General features: G+C 37.3%; 20 protein-coding genes and 1 pseudogene. 14 read left to right on the top strand and 7 right to left on the bottom strand.

Annotation, left to right across the window (positions count from 1 at the left end):
• Window positions 1-31 precede the first annotated feature (31 nt).
• Both R7Q39_RS22180 and R7Q39_RS22175 read right to left on the bottom strand, forming a co-directional pair.
• Window positions 32-340: a hypothetical protein gene (locus tag R7Q39_RS22180; protein WP_318076858.1), complete on the bottom strand. Its 309-nt coding sequence runs from the start codon at window positions 338-340 to the stop codon at window positions 32-34.
• Window positions 341-425: 85 nt separating this feature from the next.
• Window positions 426-1,010, bottom strand: a complete 585-nt coding sequence (locus R7Q39_RS22175) for a hypothetical protein (protein ID WP_318076857.1) — start codon at window positions 1,008-1,010, stop codon at window positions 426-428.
• A gap of 465 nt (window positions 1,011-1,475) precedes the next feature.
• Here R7Q39_RS22175 and R7Q39_RS22170 point away from each other — a divergent pair, with 465 nt between their 5' ends.
• Window positions 1,476-3,197, top strand: coding sequence for a hypothetical protein (locus tag R7Q39_RS22170; protein WP_318076856.1), 1,722 nt, complete (start codon window positions 1,476-1,478; stop codon window positions 3,195-3,197).
• A gap of 44 nt (window positions 3,198-3,241) precedes the next feature.
• Here the strand turns inward: R7Q39_RS22170 and R7Q39_RS22165 are convergent, their stop codons facing one another.
• Entirely contained in the window at window positions 3,242-4,015 is a 774-nt protein-coding gene (locus tag R7Q39_RS22165; protein ID WP_318076855.1) for a hypothetical protein, read from the bottom strand.
• Between the two features lie 118 nt (window positions 4,016-4,133).
• Window positions 4,134-5,357, bottom strand: coding sequence for an EAL and HDOD domain-containing protein (locus R7Q39_RS22160; RefSeq protein ID WP_318076854.1), 1,224 nt, complete (start codon window positions 5,355-5,357; stop codon window positions 4,134-4,136).
• A gap of 139 nt (window positions 5,358-5,496) precedes the next feature.
• Between R7Q39_RS22160 and R7Q39_RS22155 the strand changes: the two genes are divergently transcribed.
• On the top strand, window positions 5,497-6,399 hold the full coding sequence (locus tag R7Q39_RS22155) for a hypothetical protein (RefSeq protein WP_318076853.1): 903 nt from the start codon (window positions 5,497-5,499) through the stop codon (window positions 6,397-6,399).
• 28 nt (window positions 6,400-6,427) lie between these two features.
• Here the strand turns inward: R7Q39_RS22155 and R7Q39_RS22150 are convergent, their stop codons facing one another.
• Window positions 6,428-6,883: a hypothetical protein gene (locus tag R7Q39_RS22150; RefSeq protein WP_318076852.1), complete on the bottom strand. Its 456-nt coding sequence runs from the start codon at window positions 6,881-6,883 to the stop codon at window positions 6,428-6,430.
• Window positions 6,880-8,157, bottom strand: a complete 1,278-nt coding sequence (locus tag R7Q39_RS22145; RefSeq protein WP_318076851.1) for a GGDEF domain-containing protein — start codon at window positions 8,155-8,157, stop codon at window positions 6,880-6,882. Before R7Q39_RS22145 ends, R7Q39_RS22150 begins: the two co-directional genes overlap by 4 nt.
• Before the next feature lie 383 nt (window positions 8,158-8,540).
• On the opposite strand from R7Q39_RS22145, the gene R7Q39_RS22140 reads away from it, so the two are divergent.
• The 10 genes and pseudogenes from R7Q39_RS22140 to R7Q39_RS29305 form a co-directional block, all read left to right on the top strand.
• Window positions 8,541-9,248: a hypothetical protein gene (locus R7Q39_RS22140; RefSeq protein WP_318076850.1), complete on the top strand. Its 708-nt coding sequence runs from the start codon at window positions 8,541-8,543 to the stop codon at window positions 9,246-9,248.
• A 373-nt stretch (window positions 9,249-9,621) separates the two neighbouring features.
• Complete coding sequence (locus R7Q39_RS22135; protein WP_318076849.1) at window positions 9,622-11,187, top strand: hypothetical protein; 1,566 nt, start codon at window positions 9,622-9,624, stop codon at window positions 11,185-11,187.
• A gap of 83 nt (window positions 11,188-11,270) precedes the next feature.
• Entirely contained in the window at window positions 11,271-12,914 is a 1,644-nt protein-coding gene (locus R7Q39_RS22130) for a response regulator (protein ID WP_318076848.1), read from the top strand.
• A 150-nt stretch (window positions 12,915-13,064) separates the two neighbouring features.
• The gene (locus R7Q39_RS22125) at window positions 13,065-14,111 is read left to right on the top strand and encodes a ParM/StbA family protein (RefSeq protein ID WP_020331349.1); all 1,047 of its coding nucleotides are present in this window, start codon (window positions 13,065-13,067) and stop codon (window positions 14,109-14,111) included.
• A 12-nt stretch (window positions 14,112-14,123) separates the two neighbouring features.
• Window positions 14,124-14,951: a hypothetical protein gene (locus R7Q39_RS22120; RefSeq protein WP_318076847.1), complete on the top strand. Its 828-nt coding sequence runs from the start codon at window positions 14,124-14,126 to the stop codon at window positions 14,949-14,951.
• A 28-nt stretch (window positions 14,952-14,979) separates the two neighbouring features.
• Complete coding sequence (locus R7Q39_RS22115; RefSeq protein WP_318076846.1) at window positions 14,980-16,275, top strand: hypothetical protein; 1,296 nt, start codon at window positions 14,980-14,982, stop codon at window positions 16,273-16,275.
• 47 nt (window positions 16,276-16,322) lie between these two features.
• The gene (locus tag R7Q39_RS22110) at window positions 16,323-16,520 is read left to right on the top strand and encodes a hypothetical protein (protein ID WP_318076845.1); all 198 of its coding nucleotides are present in this window, start codon (window positions 16,323-16,325) and stop codon (window positions 16,518-16,520) included.
• A gap of 156 nt (window positions 16,521-16,676) precedes the next feature.
• Window positions 16,677-19,292 carry a type IV secretory system conjugative DNA transfer family protein gene (locus R7Q39_RS22105; protein WP_318076844.1) on the top strand — a complete coding sequence of 872 codons (2,616 nt, stop codon included), beginning with the start codon at window positions 16,677-16,679 and terminating at the stop codon, window positions 19,290-19,292.
• A 103-nt stretch (window positions 19,293-19,395) separates the two neighbouring features.
• Window positions 19,396-20,025 (top strand): hypothetical protein, encoded by a 630-nt coding sequence (locus R7Q39_RS22100; protein ID WP_318076843.1) that lies wholly within the window; start codon window positions 19,396-19,398, stop codon window positions 20,023-20,025.
• Between the two features lie 140 nt (window positions 20,026-20,165).
• Window positions 20,166-20,363 (top strand): annotated as a pseudogene (locus R7Q39_RS29305) (transposase); the annotation flags it as partial.
• Window positions 20,364-20,568: 205 nt separating this feature from the next.
• On the opposite strand, the gene R7Q39_RS22095 reads toward R7Q39_RS29305, so the two are convergent.
• Complete coding sequence (locus R7Q39_RS22095; RefSeq protein WP_318076842.1) at window positions 20,569-21,123, bottom strand: hypothetical protein; 555 nt, start codon at window positions 21,121-21,123, stop codon at window positions 20,569-20,571.
• Between the two features lie 393 nt (window positions 21,124-21,516).
• Here R7Q39_RS22095 and R7Q39_RS22090 point away from each other — a divergent pair, with 393 nt between their 5' ends.
• The gene (locus R7Q39_RS22090) at window positions 21,517-21,825 is read left to right on the top strand and encodes a hypothetical protein (RefSeq protein WP_258667573.1); all 309 of its coding nucleotides are present in this window, start codon (window positions 21,517-21,519) and stop codon (window positions 21,823-21,825) included.
• Window positions 21,826-21,857: 32 nt separating this feature from the next.
• Window positions 21,858-23,318 carry a hypothetical protein gene (locus R7Q39_RS22085; RefSeq protein ID WP_318076841.1) on the top strand — a complete coding sequence of 487 codons (1,461 nt, stop codon included), beginning with the start codon at window positions 21,858-21,860 and terminating at the stop codon, window positions 23,316-23,318.
• Window positions 23,319-23,339 lie beyond the last annotated feature (21 nt).

Genomic DNA, 23,339 nt, shown 5'->3' with positions numbered 1-23,339 from the left:
TTGTTAAATCATCCCTTTTTTATTTGTTAATCTAATTTACAGTTCTTGAGTCAAAGTGTTCTGACATATACCATTCATTTTTTTTCCATTTACTGTCTAGCTCTACTTCAACCCAATCTCCTTCACCCTCTCTAATTTGAATTTTAGTACCATTTAAAGCACCAAGACAGGCTTCTTCGTGTTTAGGTAGGCAAAGGAATCCAATAGTATAGTCATTATTTGGCGGGTAGGCATTTGGAGACTTGCTCCAAGTGTAGTTTGATTGGTATTTGAGTAAAATCACCAAATCCATGTTGTCGGCTTTTGCCAGCAACATGTCGTATTTTTTATGTTTAGCCATCGATTCAATCCTAAAAAGTAAACTTCGTTATTTTAATAGGCATAAAAAAACGAGGCAATAGCCTCGTTTTTTTTCATTATTCAAATTAGAATTTGAATTTAGTTTGTACGAAGAATTGACTTTCGTTTTCTTCACCGTACAGAGATTGATCATTGCTATCGTAAGCTTCGAATTTGTAGCCAACACCAACAGCGAATGTGTCAGTTACAGCGTAATCCATGTCTGCACCTACGTAGTAAGTGTTGTCTAGATCAGTGTAAGCCTTGCTACCTACGAACGCAGAGTATTGGATTGGAGCTTTCTGAGAAAGGTCGCCTTTAACACCCACTTCTAGGCTTGCGTAGTCGTCAGACACTTTGCCATCAACATCTTCAAGCACTACGTGACCAACACCCACTTCACCGTAAAGGTTGTGAGTTGCGCTCAGAGCGTGAAGAGCACCAACTTTAGCGCTGTAATCTTGAGCAGTTACATCTGCGCGATCTACATGCTCTAGAGCTTGTACATTAGCGCCAACGTAAACGCTTTCAGTGATGCTTTTCTCAACACCTACAGTGATACCCTGGAAATCTTCCACATCAGTGAAGCCAACAGAAACGTTATCAACAGAAGCAGCAGAAGCAACGCCAGAGATAGTCAGTGCAGCAAGTGCGATCAGAGTCTTTTTCATAGTTAAATTCCTTTAGTTATTTAAAGATATTTTTTTGGTTTGTTTATTAATAGAGAGCAACATTTGCCTCAATAGTTCTTACAATAAGTGTTTTTTTGTGAATTGTCAAAAAGAATTTCACTAAAATTAGTAACTTAATTGAACTTTTTTGCATTACATGACTATAGGTGTCAAATCAATTGATAAAGGCTTTTATTACAAAAGAATTGCATTAAATGACTGAATTTTATACAATTGATTGCTTTATCAGCAACAATTTTAATTATTTAGTCGGAAATATCCTATCATCATAGAATATATGGATATTTTTGTTTTTATATTTAGCTAAAAAAATTGACTCTGTTGTTGTTTTATGTATACTGTGTGCAGTGATGTAATTAATTGGAATAGATGATGAAGAGCTTTTTTGACGGAGACAGAATAAAGTGGATACGGTTTCTCATAGTATTTGAGTTGCTGTACATCTTGTCTGAATTCGCTCTGAATGCTGCAATTCTGAACGCGGGTGGTGGTTTAGTTGTAACCCAGCATGGGATTGATAACCTAGAAAAGTATGGTCGCCTATTAAGCGGCGTAGGTTTGTCATTGCTTGTGTTCGGCTTCTTGGGTACTAAGTATTCTTTTAGAAGAAGAGTGTTCAACTTCATCTTAACCCTTGTTGTTTGCATTCCGCTTATGCATAAAGCGCAGTCTCTACTTATAGATGACTTAATTGTTGGTAACGCAACTGCTGAAACCAAGTCGAGAGCAGAACTGTTCGTAACATATAAAGAGGGATTGATATCTGGCGATTTTGGTCTTGGTAAAGAAGTTCCGATCAATCGAGATAACCCGACAAGCGCTGAAGAGCTAGCGCTTTTTTCAATGTATTCATTGATGATGTTCGACTCAACTAGAACAGAGGGGTTGCTGACACAGGATCTTAACTCTTGGGTGAGTGATATCGTCAAGATCAGAAACTCAATGAAAACTGACCTTCTTTATGACGGCTACCTTCAGGTGTCTAAAGAGGTCGATTCCCAATGGAAGAAGTACAACTCTGGTCAAAAGGCACTTGACCCGAATGCTCAGTGGGAAAAAATATATAGTAAGTCTTCGAAAGAGTACGCTAACTATAAGCACAAGCGAGATGTTGAATTTCCTGAATACGTAGAAACGCAAATCAGAAAGAACAATATTCACGATTTGCTTTACGATCAGTATGAGAAAGCATTCTCAAATGGTTGTGGCACTAACTGCCGTAGACAAGCCCTTGGTAAAGTTGAGGCCATTATGGAACAAGCCACGGGTTCAAAGTCTAATTGGCAAAAATGGTGTGATGGAAACAAATGTCCTGGTGATGAAAAGTTCTTGGCAAAACAAGCTGTGCCATTGATGGATGGGATGTTTAGCTACATGTCTGGACTGAATCCAGATATAAACTCAGTGTCCCAATTCATGAATGAGCCAACGGTTGCGATGAGCATACGCTCTGAGCTTGCAGATAAAGGTGTTCATCTGCCATATGGCATGACAATGAACAAAGCTAACTTTATAAGAGAGTTCAATAAAGCAACTGGAGGTGCATCGGGAACCAAGACAAAAGCACAGTTCGTTGCTCTGAACGAAGTTCAGTCAGGATTTAAGAAGCTGCTAGGCAGTGCTTATAGTGGTTCAGTGCCATTGGGCTTGTCTAAGTCACAGTTTGAGCGTAAATATGTCAATGGAAATCTTGCATCGGAAGTGAGAGCAGAAGTTTCTAAGCTGAAAAATAGTAAGAGAGACTTTGCGCCAGGTGGAAGTCGTGTAGAAGAAGGTAACGGTTATCTGAAAATGATAATAGTGCCACCAATTGCACTGTTCTTTAGCCTGTTCTTTTCACTGTTTGCGCTTGCAAGATTACCGCTTCGCTTGCTTGAAATTAGCCAAATCAAGAATGGTGCAAATTGGAAAGTAAAACTGAAGCAATACATGACCATGCTTGATCTTATTGTGATACTGTCATACCCAGTATTGAGATCTAATAGTAAGTTCACTAGTTCGTCTGTTATTGAGCGCTTTGAGCTTATGAGAGGTGAAAAGCTGGAGATTCAGCAAGTGCTCGGGTACAAATGGGTTCTTGGGGTGGAGCCAGTCATATATCCGATAGGCATGAAGCTGCTTAATACATTTGATCTGAACAACATAGACCATCCAATGTACAAGTAATTAAAAGCCCGCTTTGAGCGGGCTTTTTTATATTCAGAGGAAGGCTACATAGACTTTTCTAAAGTTAGCTCTTTTTCTTGAGTGTTAGCTTTTGACAACTGACTAGCAATCCACTTATCAGATGTTTTTGCTGGCTCACTATTCTCTTCTAAGTACTGTTTGCAAATAAGAGTCTGAATTGACATGCACTTTTCTGAATTCCATAAGTCACTATTTGCGAAATCCCAATCAAGTTCAGGGGCTATTTTCTTGGTAGGTAAGTCAACGTATAGGTATTCGATATCGCAAGTAGAAGGTGAAATTCCAAAGTCATTACTTAGTGATTCAAGAACACGTTCAGAGCCGCACACTTGCAATTTAGCGCTGTTCTCCAAAAAGTTTGATGTGCCGTAAGACACTTCCTTGCCAAACTTTTCATTAAGAGCTTTGGAAACCGCATATACATCGATATCGCTATCTTTATCAAATATAAACTCAGAGTCGAAGTATATAATCCCTTCATCCACCAGCTTGTCGAGAGTTATTGCTAGTAGATGACTTTTATCGAAACCAATTTCATTCGAGCTGGTTTTCATTTTATCTACTTTAGCAAAAAAATCGTTAAATGATTCTTCAATACCAAAAGGTTTAGATGCTTCTAAATCGCGGGGATATGTAAGTGATTCAGATTTTATGGTATTCAATTTTTTTAAGATTTTATCAGCCACATTGCTTTCTTTAAACTTTTGCACTCTCATCTCGGCACGTTCTTTTAATAAAAGAGCTAAAGTGCAAAGTTTAGTCGCTGTTGTTTTTGAGGTTAGGTCACTAGATTTCATGTTATTACCTTTTTATTGTTTTAATTATTTTATCACTATAAAATCAGTTGTGTAAAATATAAACAAAAAAACCTCACTACAAGTAGGGAGGTTTTACTGAATACATAAAATGTAAAGTTTAGGCAGCAATCAGCAAATCCTTTCTTTCAGCTCGTAGGACATTTTTATAAAATGTCATAGCGGTTTGGGAGTCGATATTAATTTTGGAGCAGTAATGCTCAAACTTATCCCATTCCGCACGTTCTATGGCGCATATAATAGCTAAGAAAGGGTAGTACCTACCTGACTTCGAAACTAAAGCATCTTTAACAGCATCATTAACGGGTAAGCTGTCCATAACAGTGGACATCTCCTTATCCAGCAAAGCATCTAGAGTTGATAGTAGACCCATAAGGAACACTTCTTCTCTTTCTCTTTTATATGGAGTTAAAGTTGCAATTTGCTCGAAGAATCGAGATCTTGTAAGAGCCATTTTAACCAATTCAGCAGGTTTGTTTTTACCTAACTTTCCTATTGCCAACAAACAAACATAGCGCCTCACATGCTGCTCACCGAGATAAACTAGAGCTTGTTTTACACTCTTAATTTCAGGTTTCTTATTGCTTTGTCTGCGGGTATTTACCAGCTTTAACGTTTGATACGTAAGGGTAGATTCTTGTTCGAAAAGTTTAGAAATTCGGTCAAAATTAATAACATTCCTTGTTGCTTCTCTGTAAATCTGCATGATCAAACTGTTAGAAATTTCAGCTTCGTTTCCAGATATCATTTCTGGCTTAGAGAAAAAGTACCCTTGGAAGTATTGGAATCCAGCTTTTCTGCATTCTTGGTATTCTTCGTAGGTTTCCACCTTTTCAGCAAGAATCTTTACTTTTTGAGATTTTAACTTTTCCAAAACGTGAGGGATTGTATCCAAAGGAGTAGCCTGGATATCAATCTTAATAATGGAAACGTAACGTAAAATGTCATCCCATTGAGGGCTGTAGATAAAATCGTCTAAAGCAATTCTATAACCTTTTCGGTGTAGTTCTCGAAGCAAATCCTTGGTCTCTTCATTTGGTTCAACAGACTCAAGGATTTCAATAACAATACGCTTATTCGGTAATAGTGTAGAAACTTTGTTTCTAAGCATTTCGATAGGGAAATTTATAAGGGCTGTTTTACCGTTCACAACCTCATCAAAGTCCATATTTAGAAATGAATTGATCAGAAGTTTCGCAGTGCTCACATCTTGAGGCACATGCATAGGAAACCTGTTCTCTTCACTGTCACGGAATAGCAACTCATAACCAACAATCTTTCTCGCTCTATCGAGAATTGGCTGTCTGCCCATATAAATTTTCATGTAAATCAATATTATCCATTTAAACTGCGGCTATTTTACATACGCTGCCAATTATGTCAATAACGAGCACCAATTATTTTGCTGTGGCGCAAAAAGTGGTAAGATAGAAGCTAAGTAAATAAATTAAAGAATAAAAAAGATGAAGCCATTCGTAGTTAATTTTACAAATATAAAAAAATGCCAATCTGGAATTCCTTTCAGTTACAGCAGTTCTAAGCTCGTTGATAATCAATTGGTCGCAAATGACGTGGCTTTTGATGAGGAAAACAAAAAGACTGCTGCTCTTTTAGATCTGTCCGTTGAAGAAGAATATTCACTTATTGTTTTTGCGAAAAACAAGAAAGAAGCAAGAGAACAGGTTTCCCAAATGAAGCTTGAAGCGTCAACTGCAAAAACAGTAACTAGCGCATTCGATATTCAGGGGCTAATTGGTACTTATGGAACTGTCACTGAGAAAGAAAAGCTTTCTCCTGATTTCTATGAAAAGATTTCGGGTATGTGTACAGGGAGAGTTGACCTGCTTAGTGATAACTACAGGGTTAAAAACTCAGAACACACTTCAACGATCAAAATAACCTCATGTAACGAAATGCCGCTAACTAATGGCAAAAGTAACTCAAAGTTTAAGATTGAACAAGATGGTGTGAGTAAAGAGCGTAGAACATACATGCTTTATTACGAAGGTTTCACAAGAACGGGCGATACGACATCTTTAAGAGGTTTAACGGACAAACCAACGCCAACATCGAAGCCTATATCGTTTCTTGTTGACTGGACTTTCCAGCTCGACTCAAATTACGTAACTGACAACCTTTCAGATAATGAGAGACTTGGAAGCCCTATGAAATTTGAAATTAAACAGATCGCAACGGCTAAGGGCTGTTCTTCGCCAGATGTACTTTCAGAACATTCTTTAAAGCAGGCAAGAGAGCTTGTATCAAACATGAATGATTATGAAGTGAAGAAGGGCATTGTTCTAAGGGATTACTTGGTCGCGAAGATTGAAAAAAATGACTCGCCAGCTAATGAGCTAGCTAAATAAAAAAGAACACGCGTTTGCGTGTTCATAGTCAAAAGTAGTTCTCTCTGATTAGATGCTGTGTGCATAAAACCAATCTAGCTCTTTGGAACGGAGTTAGGTTGGTTTTTTGGTCAATGCAACCAAGCACTCCATATTTCTGAAAGATAAGCTTAACGGTGCCACCTTTAGTTTTCATCCCCGATAAGCGATTAATAAATTTATCTTTAAGTAGTTTTTGCTCATCTTCCTCAATGAGTTCTTCAATCTGATTCGAAATTCTCTTGTTTCTGTCATAGAGGAATGCAGAGATTACCAATCCACTCAAAACAAATAGTAGCTCTGGTGAGGGTAGTAGCGATTGGGGTGAAAAGTATGAGCCTTTAAGCACCATTATCACAAAGAAAATAACCGATACAGAGAGCCATGCTCTCATTGTTATGGTAGAGGTTTCGTATTTCTTTTGCATACCATTTAGGGCGGATAAGGAAATTTTTGATTTTGTCATTTTTGAATCGCCTTTTTCATATAGGTAATCATGTTTCTTCCAGACTCCTTGGATTTGTATAATCTTCGGTCAGCCATTTCAACAAACTTATCGCCTTCTTTAGATGAAGATTGACCGATTGATACTGTATATGAGATATCACCATATGGAGTGTTACATGTATCTTTTGCTGCTGAGACTCTAATATACCGCATCATTGATAAGTGATGCGCATTATATTCACCGTCAATAATTACACCAAACTCTTCACCCCCGATTCTGTATGGGTGAACTGTCGATGACGAAATTGAATGAAGAATATCGGAGAATGACTTGATCACCATATCCCCAGCCGCATGACCAAAGTTATCATTAATTTTCTTGAAGTGGTCGATATCAATAATCGCGAAAGAAAATGGCTTGTTTAAGCTTTTATTCTCTGCCTTCTTGATTTCAAAAGACCTGCGATTTTTTAGTCTTGTTAACGAGTCAGTTTCAGCAAGTTTTTTTGTTTCCAATAGCTGTTTCTTCAAATTCTCTGTTTCAGCAAGCAAGTTGTCAACTTGGGCTTGCTGAGCGATTAAGAGAGATTCGGCTTTATCCTGGTATGTCTTTTGACTGATCGCTTGGGCGTTCAATTGGCTTTCAATGCTTGAAATTAGTCCAATCACCTTGGGATTGTTTAGGGCGCTATCGCTACCTATCTCGTCTTTCAGTGAAGCTGATGAGTTAGTCATATCGCGAATAAAGCTTACTGTATCAGCGATGTGAGAGCTTTCTGCTTCTTTAGCACTCTTTGATTTGGTAATAAGACTAGATACAGCACCTTCAATGTTAGTCATTAATTGACGCTCTCGTTCGGCGCGGTTACGAGCTTCTATGATGGCAAAGTTAACCAGTTGACGCATTACAGAGAATGCGCAATTTCTATTTGCATTTAACTTGTTAAGAAGCCCTAGTCGAACAGGAGAATCTGGATTTCCTTCAAACACCTCATTTACAGCCTTCTCTACATCCTTAACGTCCTTGTCGGACACAGTGGTTTCTTTTGTAAGCGGTGAATTTTCTGAGGTTGAATCATTAACACTTGTTAACTGTCCAATAATCACTACAAGGTCATTTATTACTTCTTCAGAATTGCAGCTACCAGATTTTAATTTTTTCTTAAGATTTTCAGCGCGAAGCTTACAATCACCACTAGAGTTTTTGAAGTTGGTAACATAAGCACAGGCATGAAGAAGTCTTTTCACGCATGGGCTTTTAGCTGCCGATGATGTTGAGTCTGTATGAACCATTTGAAGCCTACTGTTAAATTGCATTAGTTATTAAAAACGCTTGAATCAACAATAATTTGTATGTTTTTCAGTCAATTCTAGTTTCATTTGCGCTCATTATACTGACTTTTATCAATACGTCCATTCTAGAGAGTAAAATAATTGCATGATCGTCGTCACACTTACAGGTGTTTTTTATATTAAATAAAAAATATTTGTAGTAAATTTTAATCATAGAGTTACACATACTTTATTTTTCTAGGTTAACTTCTCATTGTTAGTTTTAGACAGTGATTTAAGTAACGGACGCGATAGTTATCTTGTTTTTTAGCCCATCATAGATGGGCTTTTTTTATTTCGTAGGGTATAATTTAATTAATAAATAAAAAATAACGAGAATTGCGATGAAACAACTAAATACAAGAAACGCGGCTATTCACAACCTAAATGAAAAGCTTGGTCTAAGCATCCCATTTGAAACGGAATCTACAGTAAATGGGCAAGACCCAAACTCTTTACTGTTTAAAGCAGAAATGTTTGAAAAGGTCACTTCAATTAAACCGACTCCTAAAGAGCAATCACTTCTATCCTTGAGTGCGGCTTTAAGCAGGTTGGAAAAAGTGATAAAGCGTGGTTTCGCATTCAATATGGTTATCAATGAAGATGAGTTTGAGATGGAGGTTGTAAATCTCTCGAATGAACCTCTTATGACAATTAAAAGCCAAATGATGTGGGATAAGGATACCATCAAGATCATTGTTGATGGTGAGTATGATAGCCAGGAGTACTCAGAAAGAGAGCTTGTTGGGATGATTGAGTTAGAAGATACTTTGCAAGTATTTGAGGGTGAAAAGCAGCTAGACTCATTGGAAGCGTCTTCTATGGCTACGTCTCTAAACTTAAGTCAGGTACTGGAAGACTTAAGGTTCATCCAAAGTAATGAAGATAAGTATCCTATGGATAACGTGACCAGTTGTGATCTTCGTGTGTATGACATGGAAAATTTCGACGTTAGTGAGTTTGAGTCCATAGATGAGCTTAACCTAGAATCATTTAATAACACTTTTGGTAACTCTAAGAGTAAGGCTAAAGAGCCTGAGTTGGCTCTATAGGACGCTTTTAGTTATTAAAAAATGTTAATAGAAACCCTGCAATTGATGTAGGGTTTTTTGATTTTTCGACATTGGTTGTATATTGGATACTTTTTTGAAAAGTATTCGATTTTTTAATATTTTCAATACTTGTAATAATGCGAAACTTTTATTAACCAAGTGGTTAAGTTTTTTCATTTTTTGCGTATAACATAAGCAACACGACAATATGCAACTCTCTACATTTCAATTGATTGCAAAATAAAAACATATCTGATTTATAAGGGTTTTTTGACACGGCTTCCAAATATGGAAATTTTAACTGTTTAATTGTGTTTACCTTGACATGCAACTACTCACTAATATAATTTAGGCTCTTCTAAAAGGAGGGAAGATGAAATTCCTGCTCATTTCGCACCCAAAATCTATAACACTGAAAGACTGGAAGTTAATTTTAGCTAAAAGTCCTGCCTCTGATGAGTATGAAGTGTGTTTATCTCTAACTGATGCAATTTCACACCTCCAGCGAGATAGATTTGATGCCGTAATTATTGACATGGGTATGTCATCGTATTCGACTTTAAAATCATTAAAGATGGTTAATCACATTAAGTTTAGCCAGGTTACTGTCGTGGTAACTAATGATTTGGTTGAATCGATCTCAATTCCAGTAGATAAGCAGGCAGATATCGTTATACCCAGACCATTCAAAATTAACGATGCTCTTCTCGCTCTACGTGCTGCCAAAGAAAATTACGTTGTAACGTCTGACGCAAGACGCATGTTCCTCGCTGGAGATTCACTGTCTCTTCAATCGATGCTTCATAAACGCTTATCCACCAAACAAAACAGACAAATTAGCGGTTTGGATAAGTGGTTTCTGCAAGTCACTTTTGAATCTTTGATGTCTCAAGGGATGAAAGACAAGTGCAAGTTTTTGCTTAGTGACCTTATGATGGATCGTAACGATCCTACAGCTAAGATCCTTATGGCTAAATTGCTAATTGCTGACAATCGACCTTCAGAAGCATTGATGCTTTATGCTGATGAGATTGAAGGTGGCTCTATGACGAATGCTGCGTTGTTTGTAATGTCACAGGCGTTTATGTCCATTGGGGATTTCTCAAGCGCTAAATCTCTTACATCAACAATCATTGCTAATGGGGTGATGGAGTTTAATGTTTTCGCTAGTCATGCAAAAAGCCTTTTTGAATGTGGAGAATTTAAGAGTTCAGTTGAAGTTGAACTTGATTCTATGAAGCTAAGGATTGACTGTAAAGAAGATGATGAGGATTCGTATAAGCGATTGATTCATTATGGAAATAAATACTGGGTATCCAATGAAGCGGCAAGTACAACAATTGTTTCTAAATTGGCTAATGCTATTGGTCGAGGTTTCAGAAAGCACCAGAAAACTTGGTTAAAAGCAGCGTTTTTAGAGTATAAGCTGAAAGAAACAGCACTACGCGGAGATATTCAGAAGCTTAAGCTTCACATCGGCTCTATCGAAAATAAAGAAAGATCAGTTTTACTGCAAAACAGATACCTAATGGAATACATTCTTGAGCTGGCGGGTAAGCTAAACTTGGACTCAGACTGTTTAATGAAGCTTCAAAATGTTGCTGAAATGACAGAGCTTTCAAATGTTAAAATTAACTCAGATGCGATTAAAAAGGCTAATGAGTCGTATGAGAAAGCGAAAGAGTTGTTTGAGAGTGGGAATTTGAGTGAGGCTGAAGAAGCTGGTCGCAAGGCTTATATGCTAAGACCAAACAACCTAGAATCATCATTGTTGTTTGTAAATATCCTGATTGAAATCCATGTGAATCTTGGCTCAGGAAGATTATTGAATCAGGCATTTACAATTTTAGAATCAATAGGTCATGTTGGTGATAGACACCCTCTATTCTCGGAATACACTAAAACTAAAGAGAAAATTGAGAGGCTGACTCTTTCTTGAGCACTTAATCAATAAGGTATTGACTTAGGGTTGTTGATTATTATAATCGACAGCCCAATTAACTAATAAAGTAAATTTATCAAATGCATAAGTTTTCGGCAGAAGACGCTAATAAATTAAAAGTATTGATTTTAGACAGTTCGGAGTTTACTCAGGCAATCATTCGAAAAAATTGCTACACAATGGGTATCCACAACGTCACACTAGCTTCAAGTCCTGATAAAGCCGCTCGCATATTCAAAAAACAAAAGTTTAACTTGGTTATTATCGACTTTGATTCAGAGTTAAAAGATAACTACGTTGAACTCTTTAAGCATATCCGTGAGTCAAATACTAAGGTGTGTACTGTATTTATCAGCTCCAACCATACTAAGCGTAATATTGCCGAGATGATACAAATTGAAGCAGAAGATATCATACTTAAGCCTTTTACATTAAAAGTCTTAAGTCAGAGAATTTTCGCTAATGCTCAAAACATTATCATGACTTTAAAACTGCGAAAACTTATAAGCGAAGGTAATCATCAAGAAGTACTAGAATCTATTTATGAGCTTGAAAAGCACTTTAATACAGGTCAAATCAGGGGCTGGCTATATAAAGTAAAAATCCAAGCCATGCTAGAACTGAAAATGTACAAAAATATAGAGAGTTTTTGTCGATTCCTTTTGGTTAATAATGAGGCTGAATGGATAAGAACCTATCTTGCTGAATCACTTATAGCAACGCGCCGATACAAGGAAGCGCTTCAAGAAGTACTGATCTGCAAGCGAAAACATCCTTCTAGTATTAAAGCCACCCTGTTGCTTGGCGATATTTACGACAATCTAGGTAATACAGATGAAGCCTATAAGTGCTACAAGGAAGTTACTGGCTGCTGTCCAGACTACATTAAGGCATGTCTCGCAATTTCTAAGATTGACGCTAAGGAAATGAAGTATGAACAAGCAATTGATTCATACGAGAAAATCATCTCTTTGCTGGAAAAAAGATTGCAGTCATATCCTGACATCTATGTGGAAATGGCAAATTTGAAACGTGACTATGCGGAATCAAAAATTAAAGTTCCAATGATTGATGCTATCAAGGAAAGCATTAAGTACTTGAATCGTGGATATGAAAACTTCCCAGAAAGTAAGGTTATCCATGTTAACCAGGCGTTGTTTAAAGTGATCCATTTGCATGAGGCAGGTGAAAACCAAAAAGCGCTAAGCTTACTCAATAGAACTTATGTTGAGCACAAAGAGTTTATTGAAAACAATTCAGATTCGATGATATGCATAATGTTTCTTTACTTGGGTCTATGCCATAAAGATATGGCTAACAACCTCGTTGAAAGAATGAAGATGAAAATGGGGGTTCATGAAACATACTCCCAAATTAGAAAAAAATTAGAAGAGAAAAATGCAAGAAGGCTTAAGTTAAAAAACTATGTTGAAAATGCTCAAAACGAGATAACAGAGCTGATTGCGAATGATAAACTTTATGATGCATTGAAAAAAATTGATGATTTATTAGAGAAAAAACCAAAAATTCAATCACTTCAAAATCTAGCTGTAAAGATTAGTTATAAAATGGCAAAGCAGTATAACTTCAACAACAGCTCAGTAAGGGAGTGCATGAGGTGTATCTATAGAGCTGAGAAGCATGTCACGAATGAGTCTGTTATTTCATCTATAAAAAGCGTTAAAGAAAGCATACAAAAACGACTTCAAGTCGTTGCAGCATAAGAAGGTCGGGTTCCATGAACTCGACCTTTTTATTTGTCATTAAAAAGCTCTGAATTGTTTGACTATTTGAACAATTAATTTAAAATATACACCACAACTCAATAAATTAATAAATAAAAACTAATTATAATAGAAAAACATGGTGTAAAAATGAGCGAAAATAACAAAGAAAAGATAGCTTTCGTAGGCGTTGACGATGGTTTCCGTGAAACTAAAGTCTGGGTTAGTGATGATGTTAAGATCGTAATTCCATCCCAAGCTCGTGCAGGTGAGATGACGCAAATTTCCATTGATGGTGGTGCTAAAACTGTGTTTCCTTATGAAACCAAAGATGGTGCATTCATTGTTGGTAAAATTAAAGAAAGTGATGCTACATCAAATGATGATTACCCAATCAGCGCTATGAACCGCGTTCTGGTTACTCACGCCTTAATTTCACTTGGCTTTACAGGCGCAAACCGCCTTGCTATTGCTACAGGTCTACCGTACAAACGTTATTACCGTGGTAAGGATAAAAACCTTCCTCTTATTAAGGCTAAGCGTAAAAACCTGCTCCTTAATGATGTAAAAGAGGTTTTATACGGCACTAATGGTAAGTCTCTATCAAACCTTAACATTCCACGTATTGTTGAGCATCACGTCATTTCTGAAGGTATTGCTGCATGGATGGATTACGTTCTTGAGCGCGACCCTGAAACTGGCAATCTGACAATGAACAAAGACAAGTCATCAGTACCAACTGCTTTCGTAGATATTGGTGGTCGTACTACAGATATCGCAGTTATTGAAGACTGCAATATTGAAACCGACAAATCTACTACTATTGAAGCTGGTATGCTGAACATTGAGAATCTTGTTAAAGAGAAGATTTCAGACGAGTACGATGTTATTCCTACTACTGCTCAAATGAACCAAGTGATGAAAACTAAAATGTTCCGCGCTTGGGGAACTGACTATGATGTATCTGAGTTTATCGAATTAGCTATCAAGCAAGAAATGGCTAAGATTCATGCGGAAGTTAGCAGACGTTTAGGTTCTGCGGCGGATCTTGATAGCGTAAACTTTGTAGGTGGAACAACTGTAGCTGTAGAGCATGAGCTTCAAGGCTGGTTCCGTAACCAAAACATTGTTAAAGACCCTGGTTTTGCTAATGCTCGCGGAATGGCTAAATTCATTGAAACAGCATTAAAAAAATAAGGTATCTAAATAATGAGAGTTAGATATACCTTAAATCTGTACACAGATAAAAAACTTGACTCTGAAATAGCTGATTATATTGCTGAACACCCAAAGGGAATGGAGCGTTCAGAAGCAATAAGAACTCTGATAAAAGTTGGATATAACACTCTCATTAGGCATATGGATTCTCAACAGTCTGTAGAGCATTCAGTGAACGAAAATGACCTGAAAATGGTCGTTGAGATGCTATCAGGAATAATGAAGAAAGCGCCTGCTACACAGCAAGCGCCTCAACCTAGCCCTGATGATATGTTCAGAATGATGCAAATGTTTGAGATGATGAGAGGCGGGGTTAACCCCGCCAATCAACAAAGTTTTCCTTCTCCCGCGTCTTATCCATATCCTTATCCTCCGCACATGATGCCACCTGGTATGAATTATCCAGAAAGTGAGCATGGGACTGAGGTAAGGGATAGCTCTGAACAGAGAGAAATGGAAAGAAATCCTCATCCACCAGCTTCTGAAAGCCCATCGGATGTTAGGAAGCAAAGTGATTCTCGACAATTTAATGAGTCAGTTAGAGAAGAAAATAAGCGTGTTCAAGAGTCTAAAAGCATAAGTAAAAATGAAGAAAACATTAATAAATCAAATGAAAGCCAAGTAATTAAGAAAGAAGCAGTAAAACCAGTCAGTTTTGATGAAGAGATTATCGACCCTGATTTAATGATTCAAAATGAAGAAGAGGGGTTTGTCGGATTTGATCTAGGTGATGGAGAATCTGATGTTTTCAATGATGACGATGACGATGACGATTTCATTGATCCTCTTGAAATGCTTGGGGCGAAATTTGGTGGATAAATTGAATAATTAATAAAGAGAATAAAAAATGAGTCAACAAAATCCTCAACAAGACAATGATATGTTTTACATAGCAGCAGCAGTGGGCTTTTTAGCCCTCTGCTGGTTTGTTAGTACGCATTATTCTTGGCTGGTTTTTCTATGGAAATGGATAAAACTTGCTGAACTTTCATTATTCTATGTTTTACCAGATTGGTTCCCAATCTACGGAAAAATGGAAATAAAAGGTCTATTTGATTACATATGGAGTCAACCATACGACCTAATTCATAAAGATACTGTGTTCAGCATCAATGATCACTTATCTGGCTGGGTAACTTGGCCTTTCGCTGTTTGGGTTATTTACCTTGGATTCAAACGTTCTATGTCTACGACTAAGATCGATACCATCTATAACCACGATACATTGCTGTCAGAGCTTTCAGAAATTTACCCTCACCTTAAGCCATATGTGAAGGATAAACCTGAATACAAGTCTGTTCGCTACGATAGGGACATGAAGGAAGATACATATCAATATGGATGTTCCTTGGATCCATCAGATTTTGCTCTTTTATCTCCACCGTTGGGTCTGGAAGACGAAGCGAAGAAAAGTAACCAGTTCAAAGCAATTTGGGATGGTGATGTCGGTTTTGACATGGACTTGGCTGAGAGAGCTTTTATAGCTCAAATGGGTAATAGATTTACTGGTATTAAGTCTCTAAATGATGTTGAGAAAGGGGTTTACGACTTCTTCATTAAGAGAATGGAAATTAACCATGTAGAGAACATTCCAAAGTTCAAAAAATATATTTCTTCGATCATCAAAGTTCCAAATGCTCCAAAGATTAATGTTTCGAAGTTAACGCCTCCTAATGCTCAAATATACAAACTTCTAAAGGAAGATATTGACGCTGAAATTGCAGAAGCTAAGAAGAAGAAGCAAAAAATGACACGCGGCATGTTCCTAGATAAGCGAAGAATTCTAACGTATATCAGAAATGATAAATACTTTGTTCCAATTAAAGAAGCTGATGCGCAAGATATTTTGGCAAACCATGCATTTATCAGGTGTGGCTTGATGAGTTTATTTGGTAGAGCTAGAAGTGTTGGTGTAATTGATATGGGTGAGCTTGGATGGGTTAAGCAGCACGATAGAGTTCTGTACTACTGTTTATCTTCCCACGGTAGAAAAGTATCGTTTGTAGAGTGTTCTGGTCCTTTTGCGCATTGGTTGGTTGAACAGGTAATTGGCGAGCCATTGATGAATGCTGAAGTCAGTGAAGCAGTTAATGCACTAAAACTTGAGCTTAAGCTTCATGAGCGAGAAGGCTACTCAGAGTAACTTATGCAGCCCTTAGGGGCTGTATTCTTAAATCTAGAGAATAAATTATGAAAAAAATATTATCAGCAATCGGAAAATTGAATATTTTCAGGAAGAAAGAGCCTGATCATGTATTCTATTTAATGAAAAATCCAAATCAGGAAATATTGTTTACTGAAGAAGACTTAAGGGAGCACATGTGGAGAATTGGAAGCGGAAATTTACATGTGAGAAAAGGAAAGTGTCGTTTTAATGGTCAGGTATAACCTGACCTTCAAAATTTTATTCATTTACCTCATCTTTCTGGATTTTGTTTTGATTTCAATATAAAATCCTAACTGAATTATAATAAATAAATCTCGCACAAGATTATTTAATAATAAATAATAAAGAAATAAATAAATTATAAGAAAGGCATAATAATGAGTGTACAAGTTCATGGTGTAACTGCAAACGAAGATTTGCAACCAGGACTAGTAAAGAAAGATACCAGAACAACAATGGAATCTTTCCGAGATCTTACCTATAACAACTCGGGTGAGGTAATGCTAGGTCTTGGATTGCTTATCTTAGCTGCTCCAATAATGGGAAATGTCATACTTGCTGAAGCATTGTTTGTTTTGGCAATGATGTATTACCCATATCAAAAACGAAAAGTGAAAGAGTATATCTTTCATGAACCCATCTCTGCTGTAGACGATAAGAAAAAGCCACTCAAGGGCAGTGGTAAAGGTCTTCTTCTCTTAGGTAACTCAATCATAGATAAATCCGCATTATGGTTCTCAGATGATGATTTGAGAACGCACATGCTCGTGTTCGGGACTACAGGGAGCGGAAAGACCAGATTTTTATTAGGGGTATTATACCAAAGCATGATGTTCGGATCAGGCTGTCTATACGTGGACGGAAAAGGGGATAATACTGTATGGTGGCTCGTTTTCAGTTTCTGTAGAAAGGTCGATAAAGTCGATGATTTGCTTGTTATTAACTACTTAACAGGTGAAGAAGACACGACGATGGATGGTAAACCGTCCCTTAAGCGTAAATCCAATACTTCAAACCCCTTTGCTCACGGATCCTCAGAACAGCTCAGATCATTGATTGTAGGTCTAATGCGTGATGGTGGTGGTGATGATATGTGGAAAGGTCGCGCATCATCAATGTTAGGAACTCTTCTTAAAGCACTAACTGCTATGAGGAACTCTGGAGAGATAAATCTGGATATCGACACCATCCGTGACCACATGCCTCTCGATAGGATTGTGCAACTTTCTATGCGTGAAGACTTCAAACCAAGTGTTCTAAATTCTATCCAAAAATACCTTCAAGACTTGCCAGGTTACAAAGAGCAAGATGCTTTAATGGGTACAATTGAACAAAAAGCCTATGAACAACATGGTTATCTGACGATGCAACTTACTGAAATCATGGCAGATTTGGCGGAGACGTATGGTCATATCTTCTCAGCTAAGCTTGGCGAAGTTGATTATAAAGATGTCGTGTTTAACCGTCGAGTGTTGTTTGTAATACTGCCAAGTTTAGAGAAAGACCCTGATGCGCTTGCAGGATTAGGCAAGTTAGTGGTGGCTGGTGTTCGTTCAGCTTTGGCTCCAGCACTTGGTGATGAGCTTGAAGGTCTGAAGATAAATGTTATCGATAAGAAGCCTACTAAATGTTCCGTACCATTCATAATGATAATGGACGAATACGGATACTATGCGGTAAAAGGTTTTGCGGTCGTTGCCGCCCAAGCCCGATCTTTGGGGGTGTCGGTTGTGTTCGCTGGACAGGATTATCAGTCGCTAAAGAAAGCATCAGAAGAAGAAGCTGCTGCAACTGTTGCGAATACCAATATAAAAGTCTGTATGAAACTTGAAGATCCAAAAGAGACGCTTCAAATTATGCAAGATCGTGCAGGTGAGGCTTATTTAGCAAGGCTTCCAGGTCACGAAGGAAAAGATGATGCTGCTATTGGTTCTCTGTACAAACAAATGAAGAATACTCAGGTTGAACTTGTTAAACGTATGAGTCTACGCGACTTGGTTCAGCAGCCACCTGGTAAAGCTCATGTAATCAATGGTGATAAACTAGAAAGATGCTCTCTATACTTTGCGGATCCGCATGAGGTTGAAGAAGCCAAGCTAAACAAGTTTATGATGGTTGATAAGCCTTCTAGAGCTATTTTGGATAAGTACAACAATGCTTGCCAAAAACTTAAGAGACTATGGGAAGAAGAAGAAAAGCAAGACTTTAGTGATCTTGAGTCTGACCCTGGTATCGTACAGTTAATTTCTGATTTGAATATGTGTATTGACCACAAACTATCAATTTCAGATTCAGCTCAAATGGCTATTGGTACGTATGAGTTAAGAGAAGTTATGCGTGATGAAATTCTTAACGCTAAATCTCTAGAGGACAATACTCCGAAGACAGCTAAACCTGCTGTTAAAGCTGCTCCTAAGGCGAAAGCTAAGCCTGTTGCGGCAAAAGAAGTAGAGCCTTCAAAGGATAAGGTCAAAGCAGAAGAGAACCTTTCTAAGCCATCAGAAGCTAAGCAAGCGAATCCTTCATCTAGTACGGAAAAAGAACCATCTGCTAAAGAGATTCTTGATCTTGCGAAAAGCAAGGTGATGAGTGAAGGGCAAGAGAAATCTTCTCCTGAAGTCAAAACTAAAGAACAAGAAATTGCTGAAGAGATGGAGTCAGGATACCTTGACGTTGTTCAAGAGCAAAACCGTCCTGATTTGTCTATTAGGGAAAGTGTTGAAAGCATTGAAACTTCATTTGTTGAAAGACTAATGAAGACTGTCGAGCAAGGTGCTGGCGAAAAAGTTGATGTTTCTAATACGTTGATTGAGCTGGAAAGGCTTGGTGGTAAGAACGTAGTTGCAAGTGAAAGCGAAGCTGAAAAAGGAATAGGATTTATTTCTAAAAAGTTTGCATTTGATGACTATGCTGAAGAACCAATACCTGAAAAGCAATCGCAAGATAGTTTGAAAATGCTCCTTAATAACTTAACTTCTAAGATTAAGGTCTAAACAAAAAAGCCCCGAAAGGGGCTTTTTATTTGTAATTCTAATTGTATTGCGCTGGGTCAGAGTATACACTCCATAAAAATCTTCAATAAAAAAGGAAAAATTTATGGAAACCTTACTTGGTTTTTTTGCAATGCCATTTGTCATATTTGGTGTTCTCTTTGTATTTAGTATTTACATGGCATTTTGTGAAAACCTAAAAACAACCGCAGCCCTGTCTTTCTTCGGTTTTGTTCTGCTCGCTTGTACTGGCGATTTAGCCTGGTATGAGATTCTAGGTTGTGCAGTGGGGTACTTGGCGCTTGGTATCTTATGGTCAAGATCTAGATATGCTGTACTCAATATTGAGTCAATTCAAAAGCTAGAACAGTTGAAAGAAAGTGTCTCATCAGGTGAAATTTGTGTATCTCAAGCTCAATCACAAGCAGCAAAAATCAAAGAGCAAATGAAGATCACTTCAAACAAGGAAAAAATTGCATGTTGGATTCTAGGCTTCTTACCTAGCTTTATCTATCATGTTTCTGATGATTTGGTTGCTCATTTGAAAGAGCTAATTGTTACCAAATTGAAAGGTGTTTACCGTGGAATTTCAATTAAATATCAAGAGAAAGCTGAGCAGATTGATTTTGCTTCTGTAGCGCCTAAAGCAGACGAATCAGAAGAACGTTACGGAGAAGACTCATCGCATGATTTTGATGATGAAGAACCAGATGTTAAATCAAAAAAACAAACTTAATATAAAGTAAATACAAAGGCTAGCAGGGTGCTAGCCTTAATTAATGGAGAATTATATGTTTTCGAATCTTACCAGTCAAGATTATGTAAATTTAGGGATTATTTTCTCATTTTCTATCATCACAGCAGCGATTTAATCCTAAAATACAACCAAGTAAAATGGTGAATAGTCTAAAAACTGCCACATCAAGACTGGTAAGAAAGGAGTTTTCTGAGCACTTGGGTAAGTTTTACTGGAAGCCCGTTTTTTACAGCAGGAGCTATTGTTTGGTTAGTTGTGGAGGTGCGCCGCTAGACATCGTAAAACAGTATTTGGATCAGCAGGAAGGTTTTGATTAAAGCCACCACTTCGTGGTGGTGCGCCTTTCACCACCACCTAAATTAACTCGCTTAGGCTCATTAGATTTAGATGGAGCACTTGGCGCTATTGGGTAGACTCAGACTTAAAATAAATAGGGTGTATATTTTAATGTAAAATATATATTAAAAGGCTCGAAATGTTGATTTCGAGCCTTTCAGCATAAAGTCTTATAACAAGAAGGAATTACTCTTCTTCAAGTTCTTCTTGCTCTTCTTCTTCTAGATCTTCATCTTGGTCTTCTTCAAGCTCTTCAGCTTCTACTTCTTCTTCTTCATGCAGATCTTCATCTTCAGATTCTGTTTCAGTCTTTTTGAACAAGTCGATGCCCTTGATCAAAATATCTTCATCAATATCTTTTGCTTCAGTAGGGATGATTTCGATTTGGTCAGCTAGCTGAAGGAGAGCTGTGCGAATTTGTTCGTTTGTGTGCTCAAACTTATCTTGTCGCCAAACCTTAACTTCAATTTCCACGCCAAGGGTTTTGGACTTAATAGAGATGTTTTCTTCGTTTTTGTGTACAACTTTAAGAAAGTCGCGTTGTAGCTCTACAACATCAGCTTCAAGTTTACCATCACGCTCTACAAGAGTGATTTTTGTGTTTGACTCTTTCATCAGCTCATTGAAGTCAGATTCGAACTCGCTTTCAACGCCTTTAACGTCACCAGAAAACTTGTAGAAGCGATTTGCAAGATTAAGTAAATCTTCAAGTGCGGTAGCATGTGCTTTTTTAAGTGCCATTTTATTATTCCTTTTTACTTGTTTATTTAAAGTTTAATTAATTAGATTTCGAGAAAATTGTACATTATGGAGTTGGTTTTAACAATGAATTTTTGTTTAAAACTAACTCAAGTGTAGAAAAATATTGGAATATTGTTCACTTATGATATTAATGGGGTTATAACTTAACAAATATAAAATAAACAATATCAAAGAGTGTGAAATGTTTAATCTAATAATATCAGTATTGGCTATCGAATACAGTGTCATTTGATACCAATGAGTGCTTTAAGTAAGGGTAGGGAGCCTATTCTTTTTTAATTCTCAGGTGAGTTCAATGATTGAGACCCTATTTGATGGATCATGTTTCCTGATTACGGCATAATCAAAGAAATAATTAAAGAGAACTTGAAAATGGAAAATAAAATTACAGACTTCTTAGCTTTCGAATCTAGATTTGCTGTTACTTTTGGTTTGTCTTCAGAGCATAAATGCAATCTTGATGGCTATGCTTTCAGACTTGAAAATGAAGATCTCTTCATAGAGCCATCTGAGATATCACAATCAAAATCAAAAATCTTAGTCCTTAAAGGCATCAAAAGTCATTTAATCCCTAAAATTAATGAAGTCGAATATCTAGTAATAGCGTTTTTAAACGAAAAATCAGAATTTGAAGACGCACAGACAGTAAGCCCAATTGGTCGTGAAAACGAAGTTTTCTAAATTTTAATTAATACAAACAATAAGAAATAGTTATGGCAAAAATTTCAACAAAAAACTTGCTAGGGGTTTTGAAAGATAGTGTGTGCATAGAGCATGGGAACTCAGGCTTTCTTACTATGAGAGCAATGAAAGCAATAGCACTTGCTTCATCAATGGCTCTTGCAGGCTGTGCGTCACCTGCTATGCAAAGTGTTCAGGATTCTATCGATATGAGTTATGGTCAAAAGCAAATTGCTGAAGTGAACGGCAACACATTTACTGATATTGTTGACCATAGTAAAAGTGGTTTATATAAGCACCCATTGTATGATGATAAAGTGGTAGTGTTTGAGTTCAGTCATGATAAAGATGCATCAGACAGTATTCGTAATGACTTGAGTGAGTTTGGTATTGACCCAGATGTTTACGATTGGAATAGGATGCTAAAGGATATACTACAAGATGAAAAGTCTCTTGCTTCAAGGCATATTCAAGATCCTAATCCACTCAATGCGGATATCAATTACTCATATGTTAATCAGGCTGTATACAAAGATTTCAGATCGCAAAACCCAGTTAACGAAGATATTGCAAGAGCGATGACTTTGTTTGTAATGATGCATGAAGCTGGTCATTCAGTAGAACACCAGCAAGTAGGCGCAATTGATGCAGCAAAGCTCATTTTCTCTCAAAAGCAGTTATACATGCTCGAAAACTCTTCAGATGTAATTGGGAGCGCAAAGACCATCAATGTACTTCATGAGTCTGGTGCTAGCCAGGAATTCATTAATGAGTTTTTGAATGAAGCGATCAGAGACAGGAAAGCCGTTGTCCGTGCTCACAATAAAGAGATCGAAAACGAAGGGAGTCATAACCCTACGCACAGAACAGTTCCTAGCTTGGCTTTCGTGAAGTCACTATACAATAAAGACCCTGAACAATTTCATCGTCTAACAAACTCTGATATTGAAAAAATGGCTGAGATTATAGCTACTAAAGTCATTGATTATGACTTTAATCGGGATTTTGTGGAACATTCATTAACTGCTATAGACCGTGTAAAAACAAAGGATGACCTGGATAGAGTTAATCAACAGTTCGAATTCGGTTTAGTTACTGAACAGTTCTTGGAGCATATACACAAATCAAGTCCTAGTGGTAAAACGGAAAAAATTAACCAGGCAGCTTCAGCGCTCTTGGATGCAGTTAACAAGAGCGGAAATGAATCTTGGATAGCGATAGCTTCTGAACTGTCATCTAATACCAAACATTATCATAAGGCTTTTAAAATTGATAAGGTAGAAGCGTCAAGAGAGCTGCTGCAAAAGGGGTTAGGGGAGCTGACCATCAATGATGTTAAGCAACAGAGAATGATAGCTTACGTGGACAATTTTGATGGTTTTACGCATGACATGATGTCTGAATTAGAGAACTCAAGTGTTTGGGTTAATAATGAAAGAACTAATGACTATACCCAAAAAGCGGCTCATACCAATACGACCTATGGCATTTAATTAAAAGGGTATCTAACGATA

This window comes from Vibrio sp. 947, assembly GCF_033339115.1.
In the GTDB taxonomy this organism is placed as follows: Bacteria; Pseudomonadota; Gammaproteobacteria; order Enterobacterales; family Vibrionaceae; genus Vibrio; species Vibrio alginolyticus.
The sequence above is the reverse complement of the archived record's forward strand: the minus strand, read 5'-3'. Positions and strand labels throughout refer to the sequence as shown.